This window comes from Brevundimonas naejangsanensis (assembly GCF_003627995.1).
In the GTDB taxonomy this organism is placed as follows: Bacteria; Pseudomonadota; Alphaproteobacteria; order Caulobacterales; family Caulobacteraceae; genus Brevundimonas; species Brevundimonas naejangsanensis_B.
In genome coordinates this window covers 1,138,073-1,162,321 of sequence record NZ_CP032707.1, presented here as the reverse complement: position 1 = coordinate 1,162,321, position 24,249 = coordinate 1,138,073, and the positions used below count along the sequence as shown (strand labels likewise).

The following is a 24,249-nucleotide window of genomic DNA, read 5'->3' as shown; positions in this document are numbered from 1 at the left end:
CAATCGAAACGAGCTGTCCGCCCATGGCCCTCCCCGCCCCGCTCAAGAAGCGTCTGCCCCTCCTCGTCGCCGGCGTCATCGGCCTCGGCCTGATCGCCGGGGGCGTCGTCTGGTGGCAGGGCAAGCAGAGGTGGGAAGGCACCGACAACGCCTTCGTCCAGGCCGACACCGTGGCCGTCAGCCCCCGCATCGGCGGCGAGGTGGTCAAGGTCCTGGTCAAGGACAACCAGCGCGTCGAGGCCGGTCAGGTGCTGGTCCGGCTCGACGACGCCGACGCCCGCGCCGCCCTGGCCCAGGCCGAGGCCAATCTGGCGGCCCTGAGCGCCGCCGTGGCCAATGTCGACGCCCGCGCCGAGCAGGAACGGGCCACCGTCGCCGCCCGCGCGGCCGCCGTGACCCAGGCCGAGGCCCAGGCCAACCTGGCCCACGCCGAGGTCGACCGCTACGCCAAGCTGGCCGCCCAGGGCTGGGTGTCGCAGCAGCGCATCGAGACCCAGCGCGCCACGGCCGAGACCGCCCGCGCCTCGGTCGCCCAGGCCCAGGCCGCCCTGACCGCCGAACAGCGCGCCGTCGCCGTCCTGGGCTCGTCGCGCCAGCAGAGCGTGGCCGCCGTGGAGCAGGCGCGCGCCCTGGTCGAGCAGGCGAAGCTGACCCTGGACCGCACCGTCATCCGCGCTCCCGTCTCGGGCGTGGTCGGGGCGCGCGGCGTGCGCGTCGGCCAGGTGGTGCAGGCCGGCGGCCAGCTGATGTCGGTCGTGCCGCTGCAGGACGCCTATGTCGTGGCCAACTTCAAGGAGACCCAGGTCGGGCGCATGCGCCTGGGCCAGGAGGTCGAGATCAAGGCCGACGCCTTCCCCGGCCGGTCGCTGCACGGCCGCGTCGACAGCTTCGCCCCGGCCACCGGCTCGGAGTTCGCCCTGATCCCGGTCGAGAACGCCACCGGCAACTTCACCAAGATCACCCAGCGCGTGCCCGTCCGCATCGTCGTCGAGCGCGACGCCTCGGGTCGGCCCATCGTCCTGCGGCCCGGCCTGTCGGTCGAGGTCAAGGTCGACCTGAAGAGCCGCGGCGGCGCCGCCTTCGCCGAGGCCCATGTGGGCGAGACCGCCCTGGCCGAGGCGGCCCGGTGACCGAGGCCGCGGCCCCGACGACGCCAACGGCGGCGGAGGGCGCTCCACCCGCCCCGCCCGAGATCAACTGGGCCGTCCTGCTGCTCGGCTTCGCCGGCATGGTGATCGGCCAGTTCATGGCCATCCTCGACATCCAGATCGTCGCCGCCTCCCTGCCGCAGATCCAGGCCGGGATCGGCGCCTCGGCCGACGAGATCAGCTGGATCCAGACCGCCTATCTGATCCCCGAGGTCGTGATGATCCCCCTGTCGGGATACCTGTCGCGGCTGTGGGGCACGCAGAAGGTCTTCCTGGCCTCCTGCCTCGGCTTCCTGGTGATGAGCGTCCTGGTCGGCCTGTCGTCGTCGATCGAGATGATGATCTTCTTCCGCGCCCTGCAGGGCTTCGTCGGCGGGGCCATGATCCCGACGGTCTTCGCCGTCGCCTTCACCGCCTTCCCGCCCGAGCGGCGGGTGACGGCCAGCGTCATCATGGGGCTGATCGTGACCCTGGCCCCGACGGTCGGCCCGACCCTGGGCGGCCACCTGACGGAATGGCTCAGCTGGCGCTGGCTGTTCTTCATCAACGTGTTTCCGGGCGTCGTCGTCCTGTTCCTGGTCGGGCGCTACGCCCATTTCGACAAGGGCGACCCGCGCCTGGCCAAGGGGTTCGACTGGTGGGGCCTGGGCCTGATGGCCGCCTTCCTGATGAGCCTGCAGTTCGTCCTCGAGGAAGGGGCCAAGGAGGACTGGTTCGCCGACGACAAGATCCTGCTGCTCGGCGTCGTCGCCGCCGTCTGCGGCCCGGCCTTCGTCTGGCGCTCGCTGCGCTACCGCAATCCGATCGTCGAGCTGCGCGCCTTCGGCAACCGCAACTTCGTGGTCGGGGTGCTGATGACCTTCATCGTCGGAGCGGCCCTGTTCGGCGGCACCTTCCTGCTCCCGCTGTTCCTGGGCCGGGTGCGCGAGTATTCGGCGGCCGAGGTCGGCACCACCATGGTGGTCTCGGGGCTCGCCATGTTCGCCACCGGCCCTCTCGCCGGGCGGCTGGTGCGCAAGGTCGACGCCCGCATCCTCATGTTCGTCGGCTTCATGCTGGCGGCCTGGGGCATGTGGGACGCCCACGCCGTGACCGACCAGTGGGGCTTCTGGGAGTTCGCCGGCATCCAGGCCATGCGCGGGGTCGGCGTCATGATCGCCATGATCGCCTCGCAGCAGGTGACCATGGCCACCCTGCCGCCGCACATGGTCAAGAACGCCTCGGGCCTGGTGAACCTGGCGCGCAACGTCGGCGGCGCCTTCGGCCTGGCCATCCTCAACACCTCCCTGACCCAGAACACCGCCCTGCACATGGTCGAGCTGACCAGCGCCATCGACCAGACCAACGCCGGGGTGAAAGGGATGATCGCCGGCCTGGCCGAACGCTTCTCGGGCTCGATCGACCCGCACGCCGCGGCGATGAAGGCGATCTACGGCCTGCTGCAGCGTCAGGCCACGACCCTGGCCTTCGGCGACGCCTTCGCCCTGCTGGCGGTCGGCTGCGCCTGCGCCGCCTTCCTGACCCTGCTGTCGCAGCCGGTGAAGCCCGCCGCCTCGGCCGCCTCGGAGGTCCACTGATGCCGCGCGCCCTCGGCCAGGTCGACGAGCAGAAGAGCCGCGCCATCCTGCGCGCCGCGGCCGAGCTGTTCAGGGAGAAGGGCGCCCGGACCTCCATGGCCGAGATCGCCCGCCGCGCCGGGGTGTCGAAACAGACCCTCTACAACCGCTATCCCACCAAGCTCGACATCGGCCGGGCCCTGGCGGCCCAGCGCTCGGACGCCGTGACCGCCCCGCTGCAGTCCGGCGCCGCGGCCGAGGACGTCCTGGCCGCCATCGCCGAGACCCTGATCCGCCGCATCTGCCTGGACGACAAGGGCGCCTCCCTGCGCGGCGTGGCCCTGGTCTCGCCCGAGGCGCCCGACCTGGCGCGCATCATCTATGAGGCCGGACCGGGCGAGAGCGTGCGCCGCATCGGCGTCTGGCTGGCCGAGCAGGACCGCCTGGGCCGCCTGACCGTGCCCGACCCCCGGGCCGCCGCCGAGATGTTCGCGGGCATGGCCCTGGGCCACGGCCACCTGCGTTCGGTGCTGGGCCTGCCGCATCCGGCCGTCGACGACGTTCCCGCCCGCGCCCGCGAGGTCGCCCGCCGCTTCGTGCGCGCCTTCGCCCCCGACTGAGCCGGAGAAGCGCCGTCTGGCCCCGGATTGGCCCCGCATTGGCCAGGGCGGCGGATCAGCGTAAAGCCGCCCCCGTCCCTTTTTTTCCGCCCGCCGGAGCCCCTGCCCATGCTGATCCACCTGTCGTCCTGGCCCGAGATCGACGAACGCCTGAAGTCGGGCGCCCTGTTGTCCAAGACGGTGATCGTGCCGATCGGCTCGAACGAGCAGCACGGCCCGACCGGCCTTCTGGGCACCGACTGGCTGTGCCCCGAGATCATCGCCCACGCCGCCGAGAAGGGCGACGACAGCCTGGTCATCACCCCGACCTTCAACATCGGCATGGCCCAGCACCACCTGGCCTTCCCCGGCACCATCACCCTGCGCCCGTCGACCTTCATGGCGGCGATCGCCGACTGGGTGTCGTCGCTGACGCGCCACGGCTTCGAGCGCATCTATTTCCTCAACGGCCACGGCGGCAACGTCGCCACCATCGAGGCCGCCTTCGCCGAGATCTACGCCGACTGGTCCTTCACGCCCGAGCCCTGGGCCGAGCGCCCGCCCTTCGTGCTCAAGCTGCGCAACTGGTGGGACCTGCCGGGCGTGCACAAGCTGTGCGAGGAGATCTTCCCGACCGGCCACGGCAGCCACGCCACCCCGTCCGAGATCGCCGTGACCCAGGCCGGCTATCCCGACCGGATCAAGACCGCCGCCTATGAGCCGAAGATCGCCCCCTTCGGCCCGATCCGCGACGCCAACGACTATCGCGCCCGCTTCCCCGACGGCCGCATCGGCTCGGACCCGGCCCAGGCGACGCCCGAGAAGGGCCAGCGCATCATCGACGCCGCCGTCCCGGCCCTGATCCAGGACCTGACGGAGTTCGCGCAGGAAGTCTTGCCGGTCGCCTGAAACCAGCCCAGGGTCGTGGCATGAGCCCCATTCAGAAGACGGCCCGCCACGCCCTGCGCAACGCCCAGGCCGGCCAGGAGCTGGCCGAGGCCTCGGCCGCCGTCATCGCCCGGCGGCTCGAGATCCTGGGCGAGGCCCTGGCCGATCCCCTGCGCGCCGATCACGCCGAACTGGGCCGGATGGGGACGGAGAAGGTCGAGGCCCTGGCGGCCTCGGCCGGGGCCGCCTGCGCCGACGCCCTGGACCTGGCCGAGCAGGCCGGGCGGCTGGCCGCGCGCGAGGGGGCCGAGGCCGCCGACTGCCTGGCGCGACTGGCCCGCGCCGACACTCCCGCCGCCTTCGCCGCCGCCCAGACGAATTGGGCCATGGGGGCCTGGGGCCGCGCCGTGACCGACGGCTGGTCCTTCTGCGACGCGGCGCTGCAGGCCCAGGAACGCGCCCTGGCCCCCGTCCACGCCGCCGCCACGGCCAATGCGCGACGCTTGAAACGCTAATTTCGCGCGGGCGGAATGGAACGCCCTACGGCCCGCCCGGATTGCTTTTGCATCATCGGATGCGAAGGAGCCGGCCATGGCCGACAAGGACCCGAAAGCCCCCAAGGACCCTCATCCCGGCATGATGGGCGACGGCACCGAGGAGCAGAACCTCAACCAGCCGGGCGATCCCTCCAAGCGGATCACCGAGAAAGAGGTCGACGAGGCCTTCACCAAGGACCCCAAGCTGGTGCCGAAGAAGTAGGCGGGACGCCGCCGAGCGCCGCCGCTCGCCCCGCTCTTTTTCTCACGCCGTACGGATGAGCCCGTCCCGGACCTCGACCGGCCAGGGCGTCAGCTTGCCGCCCGCGCACGGCCCGGCCACGCAGGCGCCGGTCAGGGGCTCGAACGCCGCCCCGTGCCAGCCGCACAGGATCAGGGCGCCGTCCGGCGTCAGATATCGATCCAGCTCGACGGCGATGGGAAAGCCCGCATGCGGGCAGCGGTCGATCCAGCCCGCGACCTGGCCGTCCTTGCGCACCACGAAGCCGTGGAAATAGGCCTCGCCGATCTGCAGGACGAAGCCGCGCGCGCCGGGGTCGGCGAGGTCGGCCTCCAGGCACAGGGGCACATTCGGCGGCGTCTTCCAGACCCGCTGGCGCTCCGTCGGCGCCGGCGTCTCCTCGGCCACTATTCGCGCTCGGGTTTGAGCGGGCGGTTCATCAGGCTCTCGATCGCCTGATCGACGGTCAGCTCCCCGGCCAGGACGGCCGCCGTCGCCTCGCAGATCGGCGTGTCGACGCCCAGCTTGCGCGTCAGTTCGCGCACGGCCGGGGCGCTCTCATAGCCCTCGGCCACCGACCGCTTGCCGGCCAGGGCCTGTTCGACGCTCAACCCCTGGCCCAGGGCCAGGCCCAGGCTCATGTTGCGCGACTGCGGGCTGGAGCAGGTCAGCACCAGGTCGCCGACCCCGCACAGGCCCGCCACCGTCTCGGCCTTGCCGCCCAGGGCCGTCGCCACGCGCACGATCTCGGCGTAGCCGCGGGTGATGACGGCGGCGTGGGCGCTGCGGCCCAGCTCGCGCCCCTCGACGATGCCGCAGGCGATGGCCAGGACGTTCTTCAGCGCCCCGCCCGTCTCGGCCCCGATCAGGTCGTCGGCGAAATAGGGCCGGAAGACGGGGCCCGACAGGGCGCCCGCCAGGACCTCGGCCATCTCCAGGTCGGCGCAGGCCAGGGTCACGGCGCTGGGCAGGCCGCGCGCTACCTCGGCGGCGAAGCTCGGCCCCGACAGCACGGCCGCCGTCGCCGAGGGAATCGTCTCGGCCAGGACGTCGGTCATCAGCTTCAGCGAGCCGCGCTCGATGCCCTTGGAGCACAGGACGATCGGCAGGCCCGGCCGGGCGTGCGCCGCGAAGGCCGCAAGCGTCGCACGCATGTGCTGGGCCGGCGGCACCGCCAGGATCAGGTCGCAGTCGGCCAGGTCGGCCAGGTCCGGCGTCACGGCGATGCCGGGGTCCAGCTCGACGCCCGGCAGGAAGGCCTCGTTGATTCGGCGCGCGCGGATGCTGTCGATGACCTCGGCCTCGCGCGCCTGCAGCGTCACCTTCAGGCCCGCCGCCGCCGCGCTCTGGGCCAGGGCCGTGCCCCAGGCGCCCGCGCCGATCACTCCCGCAGTTTGAAACGTCATACTCTCTCCGGTCCCCCGACCCCGCCGGGGCGCCGGGCCCTCACGCCTTGGCGCCCTTGCGGCCCGTCTTCTTGTGCACAGGATCGACGTTCGCGCGCGCCTCGTCCAGAGGCCATCGCGGCCGGGCGGCCACATCGATGTCCGAGACCAGGCCTTTCTCCAGCCGCTCGGCCCCCGCCAGGGCGATCATGGCCGCGTTGTCAGTGCAATAGGCCATGGGCGGCGCCAGGAAGGCGAAGCCGTGCTTCGTCGCCAGATCCTCCAGCGTGCGCCGGATCGTCTTGTTGGCCGCCACGCCCCCCGCCACCACAAACAAGCGGTGCTCGTGCTGCTCGGCGTAATCCTTCATCGCCCGCTCGGAGCGTTCGGCCAGCTGGCGGGCGATCGCCTTCTGGACCGCATCGGCCAGATCGGCCCGGTCCTGTTCCGTCTCGCAGGTCTGGGCCAGACGCGAGGCCGCCGTCTTCAGCCCCGAGAAGGAGAAGTCGCAGTCCTTGCGCCCCAGCAGGGCGCGCGGCAACTCGAACCGCGACCCGTCGCCGGACGCCGCCAGCTTCTCCAGCGCCGGCCCGCCAGGATAGCCCAGCCCCAAGGCCTTCGCGATCTTGTCGAAGGCCTCGCCGGCCGCGTCGTCGATGGTCGTGCCCAGCCGGCTCATATCGCCGATGCCGCGCACCTCCAGCAACTGGCAATGCCCGCCCGAGACGAGCAGCAGCAGGAAGGGATAGGTCGTCTCCGCCCCCAGCCGCGCCGACACCGCATGGCCTTCCAGATGGTTGACCGCGATCAGCGGCAGCCCCCGCGCCAGCGCGGCCGCCTTGCCGTAGCTGAGGCCCACCATGACCCCCCCGACCAGACCCGGCCCCGCCGTCGCCGCCACGCCGTCCAGCCCGCTCCAGTTCAGCCCGGCCTCGCTCATGGCACGGCGCGTCACGCCGTCGATCATCTCCACATGGCTGCGGGCGGCGATTTCCGGCACCACCCCGCCATAGGCCGCATGATCGTCGATCTGGCTGTGAATGACGCTGGACAGCACCTGCGCGCCCGCCGCCGCCAGACGCACCACCGAGGCGGCGGTCTCGTCGCAGCTGGTCTCCAGACCCAGCACGGTCAAACCGTCCCGGTCCGGTCCGGTTGCCCCGTCCGCCGCCCTGCTATAGTCCGCGTCCATTGTCATCGGGCGGAGTTAGCGGCCCGCCCCCCTTTCGCAACGGCGTCTCGACGTGACTCAACCCCTCCTGCGCATCGGCACCCGGCGTTCGCGCCTGGCTCTGGCCCAATCCGGCATGATGCAGCGCGCCATCGGCCGAGCCCTGGGCGTGCCCGAGGCTGAGATCGAAACCCTTGTCCCCCTGGTCGAGATCGTCACCACCGGCGACCGCATCCAGGACCGCCGGCTGCTGGAAGTCGGCGGCAAGGCCCTGTTCACCAAGGAGATCGAGGAAGCCCTGCTGGACGGCCGCGTCGACGTCGCCGTTCACTCGATGAAGGACGTCCCCGCCGAACAGCCCCCCGGCCTGGCCATCGCCGCCGTGCCCGAGCGCGAAGATCCCCGCGACGCCTTCATCAGCGAGCACTACGCGACCTTCGCCGACCTGCCCCAGGGCGCCCGCTTCGGCACCGCCTCGCTGCGGCGCCAGGCCCAGGCCCTGGCCCTGCGCCCCGACCTCAACATCGAGATGCTGCGCGGCAACGTCGACACCCGGCTCAAGCGGCTGCGCGACGGTGACTTCGACGCCATCCTCCTGGCCTGTTCGGGTCTCAACCGCCTCGGCCTGGGCGAAGTCATTCGCCAGCGCCTGCCGCTGGACGCCTTCCTGCCCGCGCCGGGCCAGGGCGCCCTGGCCCTGCAGACGCGCGAGGGCGACGTCGACGCCGCCTGGACCCGCGCCCTGAACCACGCCCCCACCGCCCTGGCCGTCGCCGCCGAGCGCGGGGCCATGGCTGCGCTGGAAGGCTCCTGCCGCACCGCCATCGGCGCCTATGCCCACATCGCGGACGGCCGACTTCACCTGACCACGGAAATGCTCAGCCCCGACGGTTCGAGCCGCTGGACCCGCTCGGGCGACATCGCCGCAGAAGCCGATCACGCCGCCGCCCGTGCCCTGGGCCTCGAGCTCGGCGGCCAGGTCCAGGCTGTCGCCGGCGACCAGAAGATCGCGCTCTAGGGCCGTGGCGCCGATCCGCCGCGTCTGGGTCACGCGCGCCGAGCCGGGCGCCGCCCGCACGGCGGACCGACTGGCGGCCCTCGGCTTCACCCCGATCGTCGCCCCCCTGCTGACCCTCGCCCCCTTGCCCGGCGCCCTCGACGCCGCGCCGACGCCCGAATCCGTCGCCGTCCTCGCCCTTACCAGCCCCAACGGCGTCGAGGCCTTCGCTCCCCTGATCCCGCGCTTTCGCGACCACCCCGTCTTCGCCGTCGGCGACGCCACCGCCCAGGCCGCCCGCGCCGCGGGCTTCGCCGACGTCCGCTCCGCCGCCGGCGACATCCACGCCCTGGCCCGCCTGATCGCCGCCGAAGCCCCGCCCGGCCCGCTGCTGGCCCCCGGCGCCCGCGAACCCGCCGGCGACCTGCCCGCCCTTCTGCCCGGCCGCCCCGTCCAGCGCCTGCCGACCTACGCCGCCTTCGAGACGCATGCGCCCGCGCCCGGCGCCTTCGATGCGGTGATGCTGCATTCCCCGCGCGCCGCCCGCGCCTTGGCCGCCGACCTGCCCCGCCCCGCCTCATCCGGCCGCGTCGCGATCTGCATCTCCGAGGCCGCCGCCGCGCCCCTGCGCCCCTTCGATTTCGCCGAAATCCGCATCGCCGCCGCCCCGGACGAACCGGCGATGCTATCGGCTCTTGGCAAGCCCCCCGCTCCCGTATAAAGAGCCCTCCTCGCTCGCCCGCGCCTCATGCGGACGACGCCGGAGCCGCTTTAGCTCAGCTGGTAGAGCACCTCATTCGTAATGAGGGGGTCGCGTGTTCGAGTCACGCAAGCGGCACCACCTTTCCAGAGCACCACTAGCTTTGACGCCCGGCCGGGATGAGCCGGAAGGCGCTTTGGCTTGGGAGTTGCGTGGGTATGCAGTGGGGAGTGCCCTCACGAGAGCTCGCCTTCGTAATGAGGGGGTCGCGTGTTCGAGTCACCTAAGCGGCACCACTTCTCTTTTCACCCGTCACGATCACGCCAATGTCTGCGACGGGGCCGTCATGCGTGGACGTCAGGCCGCCAGGGCGCGAGGAAACCGAAGGGTCGCCAGATCGGACGGGACGAAGCTGCGGACCTCGCAATTGCCGCGATAGAGGTCGATGCGCTCCAGGCGCGGCCAGTCGCGCGCCACCTCGGTCAGGCCACGCATGGCGTCGAGCTCGGTGCCCCCCGGCAGGACGCACAACTCGGGCGTGATCGCCTCCGGCGTGTGGATCAGACAGTAGAAGACGTCCATGCGCGCACTCCCGACCGACGCCGCCGCCCCTTGCCGGAGTTCGGTGACAGGCAGACGATCGGAAGTGCGACGCTTTGGAAAAACCCGACGCCCTAGCTGGTGAAGAACTGCTGGGTGCCGTGGGCCTCGATGGCGGCGGCCAGGCGGCCCAGGGCGTGGATGTAGGCGGCGGTGCGCAGGGTCACCCCCTTGTCCTCGGCGATCGACCAGACCACGTCGCCCTCGGTCTCGATGATGGTGCGCAGGCGCGCGTGCACCTCGTCCAGCGTCCAGTAGTAGCCCTGGCGGTTCTGGACCCATTCGAAATAGGACACCGTGACCCCCCCGGCGTTGGCCAGGATATCCGGCAGGACGATGACGCCCTTGTCGGCCAGGATGCGGTCGCCCTCGGGCGTGATGGGGCCGTTGGCCAGCTCCAGAACCACCCTGGCGCGCACGCTGGCGGCGTTGCCGCCATGGATCATGTCCTCCATGGCCGAGGGCGCCAGGACGTCGCACTCGACGGCGATCAGGTCGTCGGCCGGGATCACCTGGCCGCCGTGCGCGGCCTGGGTCACCGACTTGCCCGCCGCCTTGGCGGCCAGCAGGGCGTCCACGTCCAGGCCGCCCGCGGCGTAAACGGCGCCGCCGGAATCCGAGACGGCGACGATCCTGGCCCCGACGTCGCGGAACAGGCGCGCCACGTGCTGGCCGGCGTTGCCGAAACCCTGCACAGCGACGCGCAGCCCCTCGGTCGGCAGGCCCAGCCGTTCGGTCAGGTGGCGGGTCAGATAGAAACCGCCGCGCGCGGTCGCGTCCTCGCGGCCCAGAGAGCCGCCGAGCGCAATGGGCTTGCCGGTGATGACGGCCGGCGCCGACTGGCCCTGGATGGAGGCGTATTCATCGGCCATCCAGCCCATGATCATGGCGTTGGTGTAGACGTCAGGCGCGGGAATGTCGCGGTCGGGGCCGATGATGCCGGCGAAGGCCTGGACATAGGCGCGCGACAACCGCTCCAGCTCGGCCTTGGACAGGCTCTTGGGATCGACCTGCACCGCCCCCTTGCCGCCGCCGTAGGGCAGGTTGGTGACGGCGCATTTCACCGTCATCCAGAAGGCCAGGGTCTCGACCTCCTCGGCCGTGGCGTCCGGATGGAAGCGGATGCCGCCCTTGGTCGGGCCGCGGGTGTCGTCATAGCGACAGCGCCAGGCGAGGAAGGATTTGCGCGAGCCGTCATCCATGCGGATCAGCAGGCGCACCTTCATCGTCTCGCGGGGATATTTCAGCTTTTCAAGCACATCGCTGTCGATCTGGACATGCCGGGCGGCCTCATCGAGGCGGGTCAGAGCCGAGTCGAGGATATTCGGATTGGGCATTTTTATTCCAAAAGCGGTTGGCGCGAGCCAGCTTCACAGCAAGAAACTGACAAATATCCGGGGAGGACGACAATCCGCTGCCACACCGGATAAAATGACGCAACCCCCTGCCCGCCCCATGAGCGCCCCCTCGGACACCCCCGCCACGCGCCGCCTCGACCCGCCCGAAGACCGAGAAGCCGCCTTGCACGTATAAGCATATCTTTATATGTCTGGCGGCGTCTTCGTCACGCAGGAGCCTGCCTTGGCCCGTTCGTCGTTCCTCTTCACCTCCGAGAGCGTCTCGGAAGGCCACCCCGACAAGGTCGCCGATCAGATCTCGGACGCCATCGTCGATCTGTTCCTGTCCAAGGACCCCGAGGCGCGGGTGGCCTGCGAAACCCTGACGACAACCAATCTGGTGGTGATCGCCGGCGAGATCCGCGGCCAGGGCATCATGGACGTCGAGGGCAACTGGGCGCCGGGCGTTCAGCAGGAGATCGAGGCTACGGTGCGCGGCGTCGTGCGCGACATCGGCTATGAGCAGGACGGCTTCCACTGGAAGACGTTCGAGTTCCAGAACCACCTGCACCCGCAGTCGGCCCACATCGCCCAGGGCGTCGACGCCGGCGAGGACAAGGACGAGGGCGCGGGCGACCAGGGCATCATGTTCGGCTACGCCTCGAACGAGACGCCCGAGCTGATGCCGGCCACCCTGCAGTACAGCCACAACATCCTGAAGGCCCTGGCCGACGCCCGTCACGCCGGGACCGAGCCGGGCCTGGAGCCCGACGCCAAGAGCCAGGTCACCCTCTATTACGAGAACGGCCGCCCGGTGCGCGCGACCTCCATCGTCGTCTCGACCCAGCACAAGGCCAATCTGAGCCAGGACCAGGTCGCGGCCATCGTGAAGCCCTATGTCGAGAAGGTGCTGCCGCAGGGCTTCATCACCGCCGAGACCGAGTGGCACATCAACCCGACCGGCACCTTCGTCATCGGCGGGCCCGACGGCGACGCCGGCCTGACCGGGCGCAAGATCATCGTCGACACCTACGGCGGCGCGGCCCCGCACGGCGGCGGCGCCTTCTCGGGCAAGGACCCGACCAAGGTCGACCGTTCGGCCGCCTACGCCTGCCGCTACCTGGCCAAGAACGTCGTCGCGGCGGGCCTGGCCGACCGCTGCACCATCCAGATCAGCTATGCCATCGGCGTGTCCAAGCCCCTGTCGGTCCACGTCGACCTGCACGGCACGGGCAAGATCGACGAGGCCGTGCTGGAGCGCGAACTGCCCCGGCTGATCGGCGGCGCCTCGCCGCGCGCAATCCGCGAGCACCTGGGCCTGAACCGGCCCATCTATCGCCGCACCGCCGCCTACGGCCACTTCGGCCGCACGCCCGACGCCGACGGCGGCTTCTCCTGGGAGAAGACGGACCTGGTCGACCAGCTCAAGGCCCTGGCCGGCTGAGCCGTTCAGGCGTCTGAAAACCCACGCCAAACCAGAGGGCGCCACGGCTTCGGCCGGGGCGCCTTCTTGGCATCCGGGGCCGCGGCCTCAATCCTGCTCTTGCATCATGGCGCGTCTGGTCCTTTAAGCGCGCCAAACTCGCCTCCCCCCGCCTTCCGGCATGCGTTTCCTGAAAGGACTCTTCGACCGATGAGCAAGCCCGCCCCCAAGAAAGTCGTCCTCGCCTATTCGGGCGGGCTGGACACCTCGATCATCCTGAAGTGGCTGCAGGAGGAATACGGCGCCGAGGTCGTGACCTTCACGGCCGACCTGGGCCAGGGCGAGGAGCTCGCCCCCGCCAAGGAGAAGGCGCTGAAGCTGGGCATCAAGCCCGAGAACATCTTCATCGACGACCTGCGCGAAGAGTTCGTGCGCGACTTCGTCTTCCCCATGTTCCGCGCCAACACCGTCTATGAGGGCCAGTATCTTCTCGGCACCTCGATCGCCCGTCCGTTGATCTCCAAGCGCCAGATCGAGATCGCCCGCATGGTCGGCGCCGACGCCGTCTGTCACGGCGCCACCGGCAAGGGCAACGACCAGGTCCGCTTCGAGCTGGGCTACTATGCGCTCGAGCCCGACATCCGCGTGATCGCCCCCTGGCGCGAATGGGACTTCAAGTCCCGCGAGGCCCTGCTGGACTTCGCCGAGAAGCACCAGATCCCGATCTCCAAGGACAAGCGCGGCGAGGCCCCCTTCTCGGTCGACGCCAACCTTCTGCACTCCTCGTCCGAGGGCAAGGTGCTGGAAGACCCGGCCGTCGAGGCCCCCGAGTTCGTGCACCAGCGCACCATCTCGCCGGAAGCCGCCCCGGATACGCCCACCGTCATCACCATCGCCTTCGAGAAGGGCGACCCGGTCGCCATCGACGGCGAGGCCCTGTCGCCCGCCGCCCTGCTGACGAAACTGAACCAGCTGGGCCACGACAACGGCGTCGGCCGCCTGGACCTGGTCGAGAACCGCTTCATCGGCATGAAGTCGCGCGGCGTCTACGAGACCCCGGGCGGGACCATCCTGCTGGCCGCCCACCGCGGCATGGAGTCGATCACCCTGGATCGCGGCGCCATGCACCTGAAAGATGAGCTGATGCCGAAATACGCCTCGCTCATCTACAACGGCTTCTGGTTCAGCCCGGAGCGCGAGATGCTGCAGGCCGCCATCGACCTCAGCCAGCAGAAGGTGTCGGGGACCGTCCGCGTCAAGCTCTACAAGGGCAACGTCACCGTCATCGGCCGCGAGAGCGCCAACAGCCTGTACGACCAGGACCTGGTGACCTTCGAGGAAGGCGTCCAGGCCTATGACCACAAGGACGCCGAGGGCTTCATCAAGCTGAACGCCCTGCGCCTGCGCGTCCTGGCCAAGCGGGACGGCCAGAAGGGCTAAGCCGAAGGGCTGATCGGCCCTTCCCATCCCAAGCCTTCCGAGGGGCCGGGCGATCCGAGGGTCGCCCGGCCTCTTGTCATTTTCGCCGCAAGCCGGCGCTTGCGCTCCGGCCAGGGCGAGGCCACCTTGCCGCCTCTCTCCGGTCGACCGGCCGGCGTGTGTCTTTCGACGGTCTTCGCCGTCCCCTGCCGGAGCTTTCTCCATGAACCGCCTGACCCTCGCCGCCGCCGCGGCCCTCGCCGTCTGCGCCGCGCCCGCGCTCGCCCAGGAGGCCGCGCCCGCCGCGCCCGCCGCCGCGGCGCCCGCCCCCTCGGCGGAAGAGGCCGCCTTCCAGGCCAAGGGCGAGGCCTTCCAGGCCGAAGCCGCGCGCATGGGCGCCGAGCTCGAGGCGCTGATGGACGACGCCGGCCTGGACGCCGCGACCAAGAAGAGCCGCACCGACGCCGTCCTGGACCGGTATGAGCCGAAGTTCGCCGCCTTCGCCGACGACTACGCCGCCTTCCTGCGCCTGATGGCCGACAAGTCCGAGAACGCCGAGCAGAAGGACGAGATCCTGGCCGCCGCCGACGCCGCCCCGGCCCAGTTGCGCGCCGTGCCGGGCCAGGTGCGCGCCGCCATCGCCGCCGCCCTGGCGGCCCCCGCGCCCGCCGCGGATTAAACGCCGCCGCCAGGGCGCGTCACGCCCTGGGCAAAGCCGAGGCGGCCTGCCCGCCTCGGCCCGACCGCCCCGTCCCCGCGACCCGCGCTTGACCTGAGGCCCGGCGCGCCGGAAAGGGGGCCTCATGGCCTCGCTTCCCGTCGATCCTCACCTCTATCTGGCCTTTCTCGGCGTCATGGCCGTGATGGCGGTCACCCCCGGCCCGGCCAACCTCTTCGCCGTCGCCACCGGCATGGAGAAGGGCAAGGCCGCCGCCCTGACCGCCGTCCTGGGCATGAATGCGGCCACCCTGGTCTGGTTCGGCGCCGCCGCCCTGGGCCTGGGCGCCCTGGTCAAGACCTTCCCCCACGCCTTCCGCGTCATCGCCGTCCTGGGCGCCCTCTATGTCGCCTGGCTGGGGATCAAGTCCCTGCGCGGCGCCTTCAAGACCGAGGCCCAGCCCGATCCCATCGCCGTGCGGCGCGGCCGCAGCGCCGTGGTCGACGGCTTCATGGTCCAGATCGCCAATCCCAAGGCCATCCTCTTCTTCACCGCCGTCCTGCCGCCCTTCATCGACGTCAACCGTCCGGCGGCGGCCCAGCTGGCCCTGTTCGCCCTGGGCACCATCGGCCTGGACGTCATCGGCATGTCGGCCTACGGCCTGGGCGGGGCGGCCCTGGCGCGACAGATGACCGCGCCGCGCTTTCGCAAAGGCTTCGGCATTGTGGTGGGATGCCTTCTGCTGCTGGCCGCGGTTCTCATCGTCTCGCGTCTGTGATGCGGCGCCGGGAACTTGGCCTTTCACCTCTCGTTCACATCGACGAGCGTTCTGTGAGCGTTCAAGGAGATTTGATCATGACAAAGCTTCGCAAGACCCCGGTGCTGGTGGCCCTGGCGGGCGTCCTCGCCCTGGGCGCGTGCGCGACGGCGACGCCCTACCAGCCCGCCGGTTACAATGGAGAGCGCGGCGGCTATTCCGAAGTCCGGCTGGAGGCCAATCGCTTCCGCGTCAGCTTCTCCGGCAATTCGGTGACCTCGCGCGATCAGGTGGAGATGTCCCTGCTGCTGCGCTCGGCCGAACTGACCGTCGACAACGGCTACGACTGGTTCGCCACGGTCAACCGCGCCACCGAGCGCGACACCCGCTACTACACCACGCCCGACCCCTTCTATTATGACCGCTACAGCCCCTTCTGGGGGCCGTCGTGGCGCTTCTACCGCGGCGGCTACTGGAGCGCGTGGGATCCCTACTGGCGCCGCGACGTCGATATCCGCCAGGTCAGCCGCTACGAGGCCACGGCCGAGATCGTCATGGGCCGCGGCGCCAAGCCGACGGGCGACATGAACGCCTTCGACGCCCGCGAGGTCATGCGCAACCTCGGGCCCCGGGTCATGCGTCCGGCTTCTTAAGTTGGGCGCTAACGCTCGCGACGCGGTCGCACGCTGCTTGAGCGCCGCCGAGAACGACAACGCCCGCTTCCGGCGACGGAGGCGGGCGTTGCTGCATCGATCACCCCAGGCGCGGGTTCTTCAATCGGCGCTTGTTGGAGTGGGTCGCGGGCGCGGAGCCCAGGGCCTCTGGCACCTCGCCCTTGAAGTAGAAGCGCTGCCACGCCTCCTTGGCCGCGTCCGGATCGCCCGAGGCCAGGCGGGTGTTGAAGTCGGTGCGCGCCCGGTTCCAGGCCTCGAACTGCCCCTTCATGCCCGGATTGGAGTCCAGCGAGCGGATCACCGGCTCGAACTGCTCCACCTTGCGGTGCTCGATCGGCAGGATGAAGCAGAAGGGCTCGCCCTTCTCGAACTTCACCCGTCCCGGCCGCGTGAAGATCCAGTTCATGGTGAAGGGGAAGGGCAGCCAGTCCGTCTCGATCAGGCCCGTCAGCGGCTGGATGCCGTCCTTGACGTGGTTGGGGGAGCCTTGCGCGATCAGGCCCCAGCCCGGCGGGGTGCGGAACAGATACTGCGGGTGCATGGTCAGCACCCCGCGCGAGAAGTGGGAGGTGACGAAGTGGTCCAGCTCCGGCTGCGGCCGGTCGGGCGTGATCTTGATGTCGTCCTGGCGCGGCCCGCCGTTCCACTCGGCGGTGAAGCCGAAGGGGCAGAGGATCTCCCACCCCGTGGTGTTGGCCATGGTCAGCGGCAGGCAGCGGTAAGGGTGACGGCTGGCGAAGGCGTCCATCCAGTTGCGTGACTGGCGACCCGGCACGAGGTCGCACGGCCGGGCGTTCATCGGATAGCATTCCAGTTCCAAGACGCGGCTCCCAAACTTGACGAACAGGGGGGTGATGACGAGGGTCTGTCTATCCTCCCCTATCGTCCCCGCCGCCCGCCCGACAAGACCGAGATGACCGCCATCGCCGCCGCCGACCTGACCGTTCCCGCTTTCGACCGCGCCCGCCTGCTGGCCTGGATGGCCGGACACGGCATCGAACAGACCACCCACGACCACCCCGCCGTCTTCCGCGTCGAGGAAGGGCTGGAGCTCAAGGCCGCCCTGCCCGGCGTCCACACCAAGAACCTGTTCCTCAAGGACAAGAAGGGCCGACTGTGGCTGATCTCGGCCGCCCAGGACACCGTCATCGACCTGAAGCGCGCGCACCGCGCCATGGGCTCGGACCGCCTGTCCTTCGGCAATGAGACCCTGCTGTGGGAGACGCTGGGCGTCCGCCCCGGCTCGGTCACGGCGCTGGGCCTGATCAACGACACGGAGCGCCGCGTCACCTTCGTGCTCGACCGGCGCCTGTGGGAGGCGGCCGTCGTCAACTTCCACCCGCTCACCAACACCGCCACCACCGCGCTCGATCAAGCCGCCTTCCGCAGGGTGCTGGCCCTGCTGGACCGCGAGCCGATCGTGGTGGACTTCGACGCCCTGGATTGAGCGCCAACGTCGCGTTCAAGGGTTGAAGCCGACGTCTTCTTTCGACCCATTGCGGACGTTCAGCACGACATGCACGGTTTGCCTTCGCGATGCTTGAGGGTTTTCATCTTGGACCATCCCGAGATTTTGTCCGCGCACCCTAGGACGGAACGTTGATGGGTTTCACTGTAACGCGCGGCCCAAGTGGCACCCGAGACGCCGAGCGCGCGACTGACGGGCCATGCCGTCCACGGGCATCATTTGGTGCCCTTATAGCCGGTGTGCTGTCGCTGGCGCTGGGTGTTTCAGGTTGCGAGGCGCAGACGCCCGAGCCCGAAGCGGCCGCGGCGCTTACGGGCAGAGAAATCCATGAACTTCAGCAATCATCTGAGAGGGAGGTGTCTCGCGTCGTCGAGTCGGGCGGGGTGCGATACTTCGTGCCGCGCGCTTCCTATGTTCGACTCGGAGAAGTGGGCCGAGGGACTCCGTCAGCCTATTATCAGGCCTGGATCAGTCTCAGGGGCCCCGACGGGCAACGAGATGTGGACGAACCTCTTGCGGCGACCGTCACATTCATGGACCCAGGCAGGCCTCGGTTGGCCTCGCCGGACGATAGCTGGATCCGGTCCGATATGGACATTCCCGGACTGGGCACGACAACGCTTTGGCTCGATACACGTGAATGCCGCGACGACCAGATGCCGCCGCCTGTAGAGAACAGGCCGGATCTGCGTATCCGGGTCGTGTGGGCGATCTCCGACACGAAGCTTGAGCTCAGCTGTCGTGCATCGTTAGCGCCCACGCCCAGCGGCAAGCGACCGATGGCCTGCTTTGGCGGGTCCGAAGCTACGCCGTCGGGCGTGACCTTTGGCCTGTATGGCGGCGCTTCGCTCGACCACGGGTGCCGATCCGCTCTGGAGTCGCTGGTTTCTTCTTTTGCCCACTTGCCGTTGATCGTCGCCGACTGGCGGGAGCCTATGAAACCCGCAAACTAAATCCGTCGGGAGTCCGCTTTCCACCCCTAGCGGACCTTCCATCAGTCCGCTTCGGCGGACTCGGGCGCGGGAAAGTCCCGTTTCCCTGAATCGCTCTGTCTAAGCGGCGCGACAGCGAATAATATCGCCGTTCTTCATCTCTGCGCCGCGTCGCGCCGACGCTCGTTCGCGGCCTCGGACCCGCAAAGGGGGACGGTGCATGAGTGTGTCGTGGAAAGCCTTCGCCGTCGGCGGCGCCGGCCTGGTTCTGGCGGGCTCGAGCGGCGCGCCGTCCCTGTCGTCCGCGCCCCTGTCGTCGGCGACCCTGGCCCCGACCGACCTGTTCGCCGCCCTGTGCGGGCCGAGGACCGTCGGCGCCGCCCTGGCCCGCGAGCTGCTGATCGCCTCGGCCGTCGCCGCTCCGGCCAGCCGGGCCCGGCCCATCCCCCTCTATCCCGACCTGACGGCCTCGCCGTTCCAGGCGACCACCGGCGATCCCCAGGCCCAGGCCTATTTCAGCCAGGGGCTGATGTTCGCCTATGGCTTCAACCACGCCGGGGCGGTGCGCTCCTTCCGCGAGGCGCAAGGCCGCGATCCCGGCTGCGCCGCCTGCTGGTGGGGCGAGGCCCTGGCGCTGGGGCCCAACATCAACGCCCCCATGGACGACCGCGATCGGGCCGCCGCCCTGGCCGCCAGCGACCGGGCCATGGCCCTGCGCCAGGGGGCCTCGCCGCGCGAGCAGGCCCTGATCGAGGCCCTGGCCCTGCGCTATTCGCGCGATCCGGCGGCCGACCGCGCCGCGCTCGACGCGGCCTACGCCGACGCCATGCTGGCCGTCGCCCGCCGCTTTCCCGAGGACGACGACATCGCCGTCCTGGCCGCCGAGGCGGCGATGGACACCACGCCATGGAAGTACTGGGAGGCGGACCAGCGCACCCCGATCGGCCGCATCGGCGAGGCCATCCGCCTGATCGAGGCGGTGCTGGCCCGCACCCCCGGCCAGGTGCAGGCGGCCCACCTCTACATCCACCTGATGGAGGCGTCCGATCCGCAGCGGGCCGAGGCTGCGGCCGACCGGCTGGCCTCTCCCGCCGCCCCCAGCGCCGGCCACCTGGTCCACATGCCGGGCCACGTCTATATGCGGCGCGGCCGCTACGCCGACTCCATCCGGGTCAATGTGGCGGCGGCGCGCGCCGACGAGGCCTTCATCCGCGACGCCGGCGACGAGAGCCTGGTCCGCTACGGCTACTATCCGCACAACATCCACTTCATCGTCGCCTCGGCCCAGATGGCCGGCGACATGGACACCGCCGTCAACGAGGCGCGGCGCCTGCGCACGGTGCTGGACCCCGAAACCTCGGCCCGCATCGCCTGGGTCCAGCTGATCGACGCCGCCCCCTATCAGGCCCTGGCCCAGTTCGCCGAACCGCGCGTCATCCTCGCCGCCCCCGCGCCGGACGCCCGCCTGCCCTACGCCGCCGCCATGCGCCACTACGCCCGCGCCGTCGCCTATGCCCGGCTCAGGAACCAGAGAGGCTTCGACCGCGAGCTGGCGCAGCTGGCGGCCCTGCGCGCGTCGGACCGCTTCGTCGACATGATCGAACAGGGCGTCCCGGCGCCCGACCTGCTGACCCTGGCCGAGGCCGTGGCGCGCGGGCGCATGGCCACGGCGCGCGGCCGTCCCGCCGAGGCGGCGGACCACTATCGCCGCGCCGCCGATCTGGAAGCCGCCCTGCCCTATACGGAGCCGCCCTACTGGTATTATCCGGTGCATCAGTCGCTGGGCGCGGCCCTCTACCAGGCCGGGCGCCCGGACCAGGCCGCCGACGCCTTCCGCCTGGCCCTGGCCCAGACCCCCAACAACGGCTGGGCCCTCTACGGCCTGGCCCGCGCCGAGGCCGCGCAAGGCCATGCGCCCGAGGCGGCGGCGGCGGAACGCGCTCTCAGGACCGCCTGGCTGGGCGACGCCCGCTGGCTGCGGATGGACCGGCTGTAGGCTCCCCTGTCGCTCCCTTCCCCCTCGATGGGGGAAGGGCGGGGATGGGGGTGTGGGCGCTACGCAGCGAAATGGCCGCAGGAGGCGCTGGCGTCTCCGTACCTTCTTGGACGCCTCCTGCCTCCACCCCCACCCAACCCTCCCCCATCGAGGGGGAGGGCTTAGGCGGCCGCGACCTCTTCTGTCGCACCGATCTGCTATGCCAAACTGATCAGCCCCTCTCGTCCGTCGGATTTCAGACGATTCAGACGAATTGGACTCTGTTTTTCTTCATCCGGCCCGCCCGCCTCGCGGCTAGGCGCACTTCCCGCTTGATGGCGAGGCATCCCGACGCCATCTGATCCGTTATCTCTCTTCGACCCTATGCGGACCTGACCATGACCTTCGCCGACCCGTCGCTGACCACCCCGCCTGACCTGATCAAGGACGGCACGGACGCCTCCTTCATGCAGGACGTGGTCGAGGCCTCGAAGCATCAGCCGGTCATCGTCGACTTCTGGGCCACCTGGTGCGGCCCGTGCCGCACCCTGGGCCCGGCGCTGGAGAAGGCCGTGCGCGCCGCCAAGGGGGCGGTGAAGATGGTCAAGATCGACGTCGACGCCAACCCGGCCTACGCGGGCCAGCTGCGGGTGCAGTCGATCCCGACCGTCTACGCCTTCGTCAACGGCCAGCCGGTCGACGGCTTCCAGGGCGCCGTGCCCGAAAGCCAGATCAAGGCCTTCATCGACAAGCTGACCGGCGGCGAGGGCGTCAACACCGACGTCGAACAGCTGCTGACCCTGGGCGAGGAGTCCCTGACCCTCAACGACCTGGGCGGCGCGGCCCAGGCCTTCGCCCATGTGCTGACCATGGAGCCGGACAACCAGAAGGCCATCGCCGGCATGGCCCGCGTCTATCTGGCCGAGGGCGACGCCGAACAGGCGATGCAGACCATCGCCATGGCTCCGGCCGACTCCAACGATCCGGCGGTCCAGGCCGTGCGCGCCCAGCTGTCCCTGGCCTCGGCCGCCCCGACGGGCGCGACCGCCGAGCTGGAAGCCAGGCTGGCCGCCGACAAGGGCGACCATGCGACACGCTTCGACCTGGCCCAGGCCCTGGCCTCGGCCGGCGATCTGAAGGGGGCGGTCGATCACCTGCTGGCCATCGTCCAGGCCGACCGCGAGTGGAACGAACAGGCGGCGCGCAAGCAGCTGCTGACCGTGTTCGAGGCCGCCGGCCCGACCAGCGAGGTCGCCCGCGACGGACGGCGACGCCTGTCCTCCATCCTCTTCTCCTGACGGGGCGACCATGGCTCAGGGCTACGTCAAGGCCAGCGAACTTCCCCAGGTGATCCCGGTCTTCCCCCTGCCGGGGGTCGTGCTCCTGGCGCGGGGCCAGCTGCCGCTGAACGTGTTCGAGCCGCGCTATCTCAACATGGTCGACGACGCCATGGCCGGCGACCGCCTGATCGGCATGATCCAGCCCGTCGGCGGCGCCGGCCCGCAGCCGACCTTGGCCCGGGTCGGCTGCGCCGGGCGGATCACCAGCTTCGCCGAGACCTCGGACGGGCGCTATCTGATCACCCTGACCGGGGTCTGCCGCTTCGACGTGGCGGCGGAGATGTCGGTGCGCACCCCCTATCGCCAGGTGCGGGCGGACTTCCTGCCCTATGAGGCGGACCTGCAGGCGCCCGATCCGTCCGAGATGTTCGACCGTGATCCCTTCCTCGACGCCCTGCGCCCCTACCTTTCGGCGCGCGGCCTAGACATCGACTGGGACACGGCCCGCGCCGCGCCGCAGGAGGCGCTGATCAACAGCCTGGCCATGGCCCTGCCGTTCGAACCGCCCGAGAAACAGGCCCTGCTGGAGGCCCTGACCCTGAACGACCGCGCCGCCGCCCTGACCGCCCTGCTGCGCATCGAGGCCGCCGCCCCCGACGACGACGACCACGGACCAGCGATGCAGTAGCGCCGAGGAAACGCCGGCGGTAAACACGCCGCAACCGTTTCATCCTGGGCGCCCGGCGCCCTCAAGCAGCGAGCGCCCCCGGCGCGAGCGATAGGGCCAAACTTCCTCAAGCAGTGAGCGCCCGCGGCGCGAACGATAGGAAACTAAAGAAGATCATGAACGACGCCTTCAACACCCCCGTCTCGGTCGATCCCCGCCTGCTGGAGGTGCTGGTCTGCCCGGTCACGCGCGGCCGCCTGACCTATGACCGCGAGCGCAACGAACTGGTCTCGGCCGGCGCCAAGCTGGCCTTCCCCATCCGCGACGGCGTGCCGATCATGCTGGCCGAGGACGCCCGCCCGCTGGATTGAGCCTGCCCTTTCCTCCCCATGAAATGGGGAGGGGGACCGCGAAGCGGTGGAGGGGCTTAGCGACGGCGGAACCAAGCGGCCCCTCCGTCTCGGCCGCTATCGCGTCCGATCCACCTCCCCATTTCATGGGGAGGAGAAGCCCTCAAGCAGCGAGCGCCCGCGGCGCGAGCGATAGGGCCTCTCTTAGAGCGCTTCTCCTCGGAGAAGCCGCGGCAGGTCCCCCGTCGCCCCGCCCGCCTCGTGCATGAAGGCGCGGCGCAAGGGGGCGACGCGGTTGACCGCCGCCATGCCCAGGTCGCGGGCCAACCGCACCGGGGCGAGGTCGTTGGAGAACAGGCGCACGAAGCCGTCGAAGCCCGCCGCCAGGGCCGCCGTGTCGAACCGGCGCCAGCGGGCGTAGCGCTCCAGCACCAGCTCCGAGCCGATGTCCTCGCCCAGGCGCGCGGCCTCGGTCAGCACCTCGGCCAGGGCGGCCACGTCCTTCAGCCCCAGGTTCAGCCCCTGCCCCGCCACCGGGTGCACCCCGTGGGCGGCGTCGCCGATGATGGCCATGCGCGGCGCGCTCAGGGCCTCGGCCAGTTGCAGCGACAGGGGATAGACGAAGCGCGGCCCCTCGATCGTCAGCCCGCCCAGGAAGTCGCCGAAGCGGCGCGTCAGATGGGCGTGGAAGGCCTCGTCCGAGGCCGCGCGCAGGGCCTCGCCCCGCCGCGTGCTCTCGGTCCAGACCAGATTGGCCCGGTTCTCCGTCAGCGGCAGGATGGCGAAGGGGCCGTCCGGCAGGAAATACTCATGGGCGACGTTGCCGTGCGGTCGCTCCATGCGCACCGTGCACACCACGCCGCTCTGCTGATAGGTCCAGCCGAAGACGTCGATGCCCGCCGCCCGGCGCACGGTGGAGTTGCGGCCCTCGGCGCCGACGACCAGGGGTGCCGACAGGGTGGAGCCGTCCTTCAGCGTCACCGTCGCCAGGCCCGGCCCCGCCGTGACGCCGGCCACGGCGGCGGGGGCGCGGACCTCCAGGCCCCGTTCGTTGACGGCCTCGGCCAGGGCGGAGCGCAGGCGGCGATTCTCAACCATATAGCCCAGGGGCTCGCCCCCGTTGCGATCACCGATCTCGTCCGCGTCGAAGCGGATGTAGGCGGCCGAGGGCTTGCGGCTGGCGGCGCCCGGACGACGGCCGTCCGTCACCAGGATGCGATCCATGCGGCAGGCGTACGGCTCCAGCGCCTCGCCCAGGCCCAGGGCCTTCAGCATGCGGAAATTGGCGTAGGAGATGGCCGTCGCCCGCCCGTCGAAGGTCGGCGCCAGCTGGGCGGTGAACGGCTGCGGGTCCACCATGACGGGCTTCAGCCCGCCCTGCGCCGCCGCCAGCGCGAATGTCGCCCCGACCAGGCCCGCGCCGGCGATGATGATGTCGTAATCGGTGTCAGCCATTTCGCCTGTGTCGCGCCGATAGGCTCGCGCGTC

The 24,249-nt window shown here is 70.5% G+C and carries 26 protein-coding genes and 1 tRNA gene; 20 read left to right on the top strand and 7 right to left on the bottom strand.

What is annotated here, in order from left to right:
- The first annotated feature begins 23 nt into the window (after nucleotides 1–23).
- The 6 genes from D8I30_RS05450 (at nucleotide 24) to D8I30_RS14360 (ending at nucleotide 4,950) form a co-directional block, all read left to right on the top strand.
- Nucleotides 24–1,130: an HlyD family secretion protein gene (locus D8I30_RS05450; RefSeq protein ID WP_121481838.1), complete on the top strand. Its 1,107-nt coding sequence runs from the start codon at nucleotides 24–26 to the stop codon at nucleotides 1,128–1,130.
- Nucleotides 1,127–2,725: a DHA2 family efflux MFS transporter permease subunit gene (locus D8I30_RS05445; RefSeq protein WP_121481837.1), complete on the top strand. Its 1,599-nt coding sequence runs from the start codon at nucleotides 1,127–1,129 to the stop codon at nucleotides 2,723–2,725. The genes D8I30_RS05450 and D8I30_RS05445 overlap by 4 nt, the downstream gene beginning before the upstream one ends.
- Nucleotides 2,725–3,324, top strand: a complete 600-nt coding sequence (locus tag D8I30_RS05440; RefSeq protein ID WP_121481836.1) for a TetR/AcrR family transcriptional regulator — start codon at nucleotides 2,725–2,727, stop codon at nucleotides 3,322–3,324. The genes D8I30_RS05445 and D8I30_RS05440 overlap by 1 nt, the downstream gene beginning before the upstream one ends.
- Nucleotides 3,325–3,432: 108 nt before the next feature.
- A complete protein-coding gene (locus D8I30_RS05435) occupies nucleotides 3,433–4,212 on the top strand; it encodes a creatininase family protein (protein ID WP_121481835.1) in 780 nt (259 codons plus the stop codon).
- Nucleotides 4,213–4,232: 20 nt separating this feature from the next.
- Entirely contained in the window at nucleotides 4,233–4,706 is a 474-nt protein-coding gene (locus D8I30_RS05430; protein WP_121481834.1) for a phasin family protein, read from the top strand.
- 76 nt (nucleotides 4,707–4,782) lie between these two features.
- The gene (locus tag D8I30_RS14360) at nucleotides 4,783–4,950 is read left to right on the top strand and encodes a hypothetical protein (RefSeq protein ID WP_162938813.1); all 168 of its coding nucleotides are present in this window, start codon (nucleotides 4,783–4,785) and stop codon (nucleotides 4,948–4,950) included.
- Nucleotides 4,951–4,992: 42 nt separating this feature from the next.
- On the opposite strand, the gene D8I30_RS05425 is transcribed toward D8I30_RS14360, so the two are convergent.
- Genes D8I30_RS05425 through tsaD form a run of 3 tightly spaced genes read right to left on the bottom strand, consistent with a single transcriptional unit; the run spans nucleotide 4,993 to nucleotide 7,551 of the window.
- Nucleotides 4,993–5,376, bottom strand: a complete 384-nt coding sequence (locus tag D8I30_RS05425; RefSeq protein ID WP_121481833.1) for a Rieske (2Fe-2S) protein — start codon at nucleotides 5,374–5,376, stop codon at nucleotides 4,993–4,995.
- Entirely contained in the window at nucleotides 5,376–6,374 is a 999-nt protein-coding gene (locus D8I30_RS05420) for an NAD(P)H-dependent glycerol-3-phosphate dehydrogenase (RefSeq protein WP_121481832.1), read from the bottom strand. Before D8I30_RS05420 ends, D8I30_RS05425 begins: the two co-directional genes overlap by 1 nt.
- 40 nt (nucleotides 6,375–6,414) lie before the next feature.
- A complete protein-coding gene (gene tsaD, locus D8I30_RS05415) occupies nucleotides 6,415–7,551 on the bottom strand; it encodes a tRNA (adenosine(37)-N6)-threonylcarbamoyltransferase complex transferase subunit TsaD (RefSeq protein WP_121481831.1) in 1,137 nt (378 codons plus the stop codon).
- A 46-nt stretch (nucleotides 7,552–7,597) separates the two neighbouring features.
- Between tsaD and hemC the strand changes: the two genes are divergently transcribed.
- The 3 genes from hemC to D8I30_RS05400 all read left to right on the top strand — a co-directional run bounded on the left by hemC (nucleotide 7,598) and on the right by D8I30_RS05400 (nucleotide 9,362).
- On the top strand, nucleotides 7,598–8,542 hold the full coding sequence (hemC, locus tag D8I30_RS05410; RefSeq protein ID WP_162938812.1) for a hydroxymethylbilane synthase: 945 nt from the start codon (nucleotides 7,598–7,600) through the stop codon (nucleotides 8,540–8,542).
- A gap of 4 nt (nucleotides 8,543–8,546) precedes the next feature.
- Nucleotides 8,547–9,242, top strand: coding sequence for a uroporphyrinogen-III synthase (locus D8I30_RS05405; protein ID WP_121481830.1), 696 nt, complete (start codon nucleotides 8,547–8,549; stop codon nucleotides 9,240–9,242).
- A gap of 44 nt (nucleotides 9,243–9,286) precedes the next feature.
- Nucleotides 9,287–9,362: transfer RNA gene (locus tag D8I30_RS05400), tRNA-Thr, on the top strand.
- 216 nt (nucleotides 9,363–9,578) lie between these two features.
- Here the strand turns inward: D8I30_RS05400 and D8I30_RS05395 are convergent.
- Nucleotides 9,579–9,803, bottom strand: a complete 225-nt coding sequence (locus D8I30_RS05395; protein WP_121481829.1) for an oxidoreductase — start codon at nucleotides 9,801–9,803, stop codon at nucleotides 9,579–9,581.
- 92 nt (nucleotides 9,804–9,895) lie between these two features.
- Nucleotides 9,896–11,158 carry a Glu/Leu/Phe/Val family dehydrogenase gene (locus D8I30_RS05390; RefSeq protein ID WP_121481828.1) on the bottom strand — a complete coding sequence of 421 codons (1,263 nt, stop codon included), beginning with the start codon at nucleotides 11,156–11,158 and terminating at the stop codon, nucleotides 9,896–9,898.
- A 244-nt stretch (nucleotides 11,159–11,402) separates the two neighbouring features.
- Here D8I30_RS05390 and metK point away from each other — a divergent pair, with 244 nt between their 5' ends.
- The 5 genes from metK to D8I30_RS05365 all read left to right on the top strand — a co-directional run bounded on the left by metK (nucleotide 11,403) and on the right by D8I30_RS05365 (nucleotide 16,068).
- Complete coding sequence (metK, locus tag D8I30_RS05385) at nucleotides 11,403–12,602, top strand: methionine adenosyltransferase (RefSeq protein WP_121483406.1); 1,200 nt, start codon at nucleotides 11,403–11,405, stop codon at nucleotides 12,600–12,602.
- 189 nt (nucleotides 12,603–12,791) lie between these two features.
- The gene (locus D8I30_RS05380) at nucleotides 12,792–14,021 is read left to right on the top strand and encodes an argininosuccinate synthase (RefSeq protein WP_121481827.1); all 1,230 of its coding nucleotides are present in this window, start codon (nucleotides 12,792–12,794) and stop codon (nucleotides 14,019–14,021) included.
- A 202-nt stretch (nucleotides 14,022–14,223) separates the two neighbouring features.
- Entirely contained in the window at nucleotides 14,224–14,679 is a 456-nt protein-coding gene (locus tag D8I30_RS05375) for a translation initiation factor IF-2 (protein ID WP_121481826.1), read from the top strand.
- Between the two features lie 124 nt (nucleotides 14,680–14,803).
- Complete coding sequence (locus D8I30_RS05370) at nucleotides 14,804–15,436, top strand: LysE family translocator (RefSeq protein ID WP_121481825.1); 633 nt, start codon at nucleotides 14,804–14,806, stop codon at nucleotides 15,434–15,436.
- A gap of 77 nt (nucleotides 15,437–15,513) precedes the next feature.
- Nucleotides 15,514–16,068 carry a CC0125/CC1285 family lipoprotein gene (locus tag D8I30_RS05365; protein WP_121483405.1) on the top strand — a complete coding sequence of 185 codons (555 nt, stop codon included), beginning with the start codon at nucleotides 15,514–15,516 and terminating at the stop codon, nucleotides 16,066–16,068.
- Nucleotides 16,069–16,168: 100 nt separating this feature from the next.
- Here D8I30_RS05365 and D8I30_RS05360 read toward each other — a convergent pair whose 3' ends face one another.
- Entirely contained in the window at nucleotides 16,169–16,909 is a 741-nt protein-coding gene (locus tag D8I30_RS05360; protein ID WP_121481824.1) for a DUF6065 family protein, read from the bottom strand.
- Between the two features lie 93 nt (nucleotides 16,910–17,002).
- On the opposite strand from D8I30_RS05360, the gene D8I30_RS05355 reads away from it, so the two are divergent.
- The 6 genes from D8I30_RS05355 (at nucleotide 17,003) to D8I30_RS05335 (ending at nucleotide 22,782) form a co-directional block, all read left to right on the top strand.
- On the top strand, nucleotides 17,003–17,536 hold the full coding sequence (locus D8I30_RS05355; protein ID WP_121481823.1) for a prolyl-tRNA synthetase associated domain-containing protein: 534 nt from the start codon (nucleotides 17,003–17,005) through the stop codon (nucleotides 17,534–17,536).
- Between the two features lie 611 nt (nucleotides 17,537–18,147).
- Nucleotides 18,148–18,510 carry a hypothetical protein gene (locus D8I30_RS14355; protein ID WP_162938810.1) on the top strand — a complete coding sequence of 121 codons (363 nt, stop codon included), beginning with the start codon at nucleotides 18,148–18,150 and terminating at the stop codon, nucleotides 18,508–18,510.
- Nucleotides 18,511–18,709: 199 nt separating this feature from the next.
- A complete protein-coding gene (locus tag D8I30_RS05350; protein WP_121481822.1) occupies nucleotides 18,710–20,485 on the top strand; it encodes a tetratricopeptide repeat protein in 1,776 nt (591 codons plus the stop codon).
- 377 nt (nucleotides 20,486–20,862) lie between these two features.
- Nucleotides 20,863–21,762: a thioredoxin gene (trxA, locus tag D8I30_RS05345; protein ID WP_121481821.1), complete on the top strand. Its 900-nt coding sequence runs from the start codon at nucleotides 20,863–20,865 to the stop codon at nucleotides 21,760–21,762.
- 10 nt (nucleotides 21,763–21,772) lie between these two features.
- Complete coding sequence (locus D8I30_RS05340; RefSeq protein ID WP_121481820.1) at nucleotides 21,773–22,432, top strand: LON peptidase substrate-binding domain-containing protein; 660 nt, start codon at nucleotides 21,773–21,775, stop codon at nucleotides 22,430–22,432.
- Between the two features lie 155 nt (nucleotides 22,433–22,587).
- The gene (locus D8I30_RS05335) at nucleotides 22,588–22,782 is read left to right on the top strand and encodes a Trm112 family protein (RefSeq protein WP_121481819.1); all 195 of its coding nucleotides are present in this window, start codon (nucleotides 22,588–22,590) and stop codon (nucleotides 22,780–22,782) included.
- Between the two features lie 183 nt (nucleotides 22,783–22,965).
- Here D8I30_RS05335 and D8I30_RS05330 read toward each other — a convergent pair whose 3' ends face one another.
- Nucleotides 22,966–24,216, bottom strand: a complete 1,251-nt coding sequence (locus D8I30_RS05330) for a UbiH/UbiF/VisC/COQ6 family ubiquinone biosynthesis hydroxylase (RefSeq protein ID WP_121481818.1) — start codon at nucleotides 24,214–24,216, stop codon at nucleotides 22,966–22,968.
- Nucleotides 24,217–24,249: the final 33 nt, after the last annotated feature.

What these genes read in the sequence shown, in the direction of transcription:
- D8I30_RS05450 (WP_121481838.1), top strand. Translation starts at nt 24, where the DNA reads ATGGCCCTCCCCGCCCCGCTCAAGAAGCGTCTGCCCCTCCTCGTCGCC.
- D8I30_RS05440 (WP_121481836.1), top strand. Translation starts at nt 2,725, where the DNA reads ATGCCGCGCGCCCTCGGCCAGGTCGACGAGCAGAAGAGCCGCGCCATC.
- D8I30_RS05435 (WP_121481835.1), top strand. Translation starts at nt 3,433, where the DNA reads ATGCTGATCCACCTGTCGTCCTGGCCCGAGATCGACGAACGCCTGAAG.
- D8I30_RS05430 (WP_121481834.1), top strand. Translation starts at nt 4,233, where the DNA reads ATGAGCCCCATTCAGAAGACGGCCCGCCACGCCCTGCGCAACGCCCAG.
- D8I30_RS14360 (WP_162938813.1), top strand. Translation starts at nt 4,783, where the DNA reads ATGGCCGACAAGGACCCGAAAGCCCCCAAGGACCCTCATCCCGGCATG.
- D8I30_RS05420 (WP_121481832.1), bottom strand. Translation starts at nt 6,374, where the DNA reads ATGACGTTTCAAACTGCGGGAGTGATCGGCGCGGGCGCCTGGGGCACG.
- tsaD (WP_121481831.1), bottom strand. Translation starts at nt 7,551, where the DNA reads ATGACAATGGACGCGGACTATAGCAGGGCGGCGGACGGGGCAACCGGA.
- D8I30_RS05395 (WP_121481829.1), bottom strand. Translation starts at nt 9,803, where the DNA reads ATGGACGTCTTCTACTGTCTGATCCACACGCCGGAGGCGATCACGCCC.
- D8I30_RS05390 (WP_121481828.1), bottom strand. Translation starts at nt 11,158, where the DNA reads ATGCCCAATCCGAATATCCTCGACTCGGCTCTGACCCGCCTCGATGAG.
- D8I30_RS05380 (WP_121481827.1), top strand. Translation starts at nt 12,792, where the DNA reads ATGAGCAAGCCCGCCCCCAAGAAAGTCGTCCTCGCCTATTCGGGCGGG.
- D8I30_RS05375 (WP_121481826.1), top strand. Translation starts at nt 14,224, where the DNA reads ATGAACCGCCTGACCCTCGCCGCCGCCGCGGCCCTCGCCGTCTGCGCC.
- D8I30_RS05370 (WP_121481825.1), top strand. Translation starts at nt 14,804, where the DNA reads ATGGCCTCGCTTCCCGTCGATCCTCACCTCTATCTGGCCTTTCTCGGC.
- D8I30_RS05365 (WP_121483405.1), top strand. Translation starts at nt 15,514, where the DNA reads ATGACAAAGCTTCGCAAGACCCCGGTGCTGGTGGCCCTGGCGGGCGTC.
- D8I30_RS05355 (WP_121481823.1), top strand. Translation starts at nt 17,003, where the DNA reads ATGACCGCCATCGCCGCCGCCGACCTGACCGTTCCCGCTTTCGACCGC.
- D8I30_RS14355 (WP_162938810.1), top strand. Translation starts at nt 18,148, where the DNA reads ATGGACATTCCCGGACTGGGCACGACAACGCTTTGGCTCGATACACGT.
- D8I30_RS05350 (WP_121481822.1), top strand. Translation starts at nt 18,710, where the DNA reads ATGAGTGTGTCGTGGAAAGCCTTCGCCGTCGGCGGCGCCGGCCTGGTT.
- trxA (WP_121481821.1), top strand. Translation starts at nt 20,863, where the DNA reads ATGACCTTCGCCGACCCGTCGCTGACCACCCCGCCTGACCTGATCAAG.
- D8I30_RS05340 (WP_121481820.1), top strand. Translation starts at nt 21,773, where the DNA reads ATGGCTCAGGGCTACGTCAAGGCCAGCGAACTTCCCCAGGTGATCCCG.
- D8I30_RS05335 (WP_121481819.1), top strand. Translation starts at nt 22,588, where the DNA reads ATGAACGACGCCTTCAACACCCCCGTCTCGGTCGATCCCCGCCTGCTG.
- D8I30_RS05330 (WP_121481818.1), bottom strand. Translation starts at nt 24,216, where the DNA reads ATGGCTGACACCGATTACGACATCATCATCGCCGGCGCGGGCCTGGTC.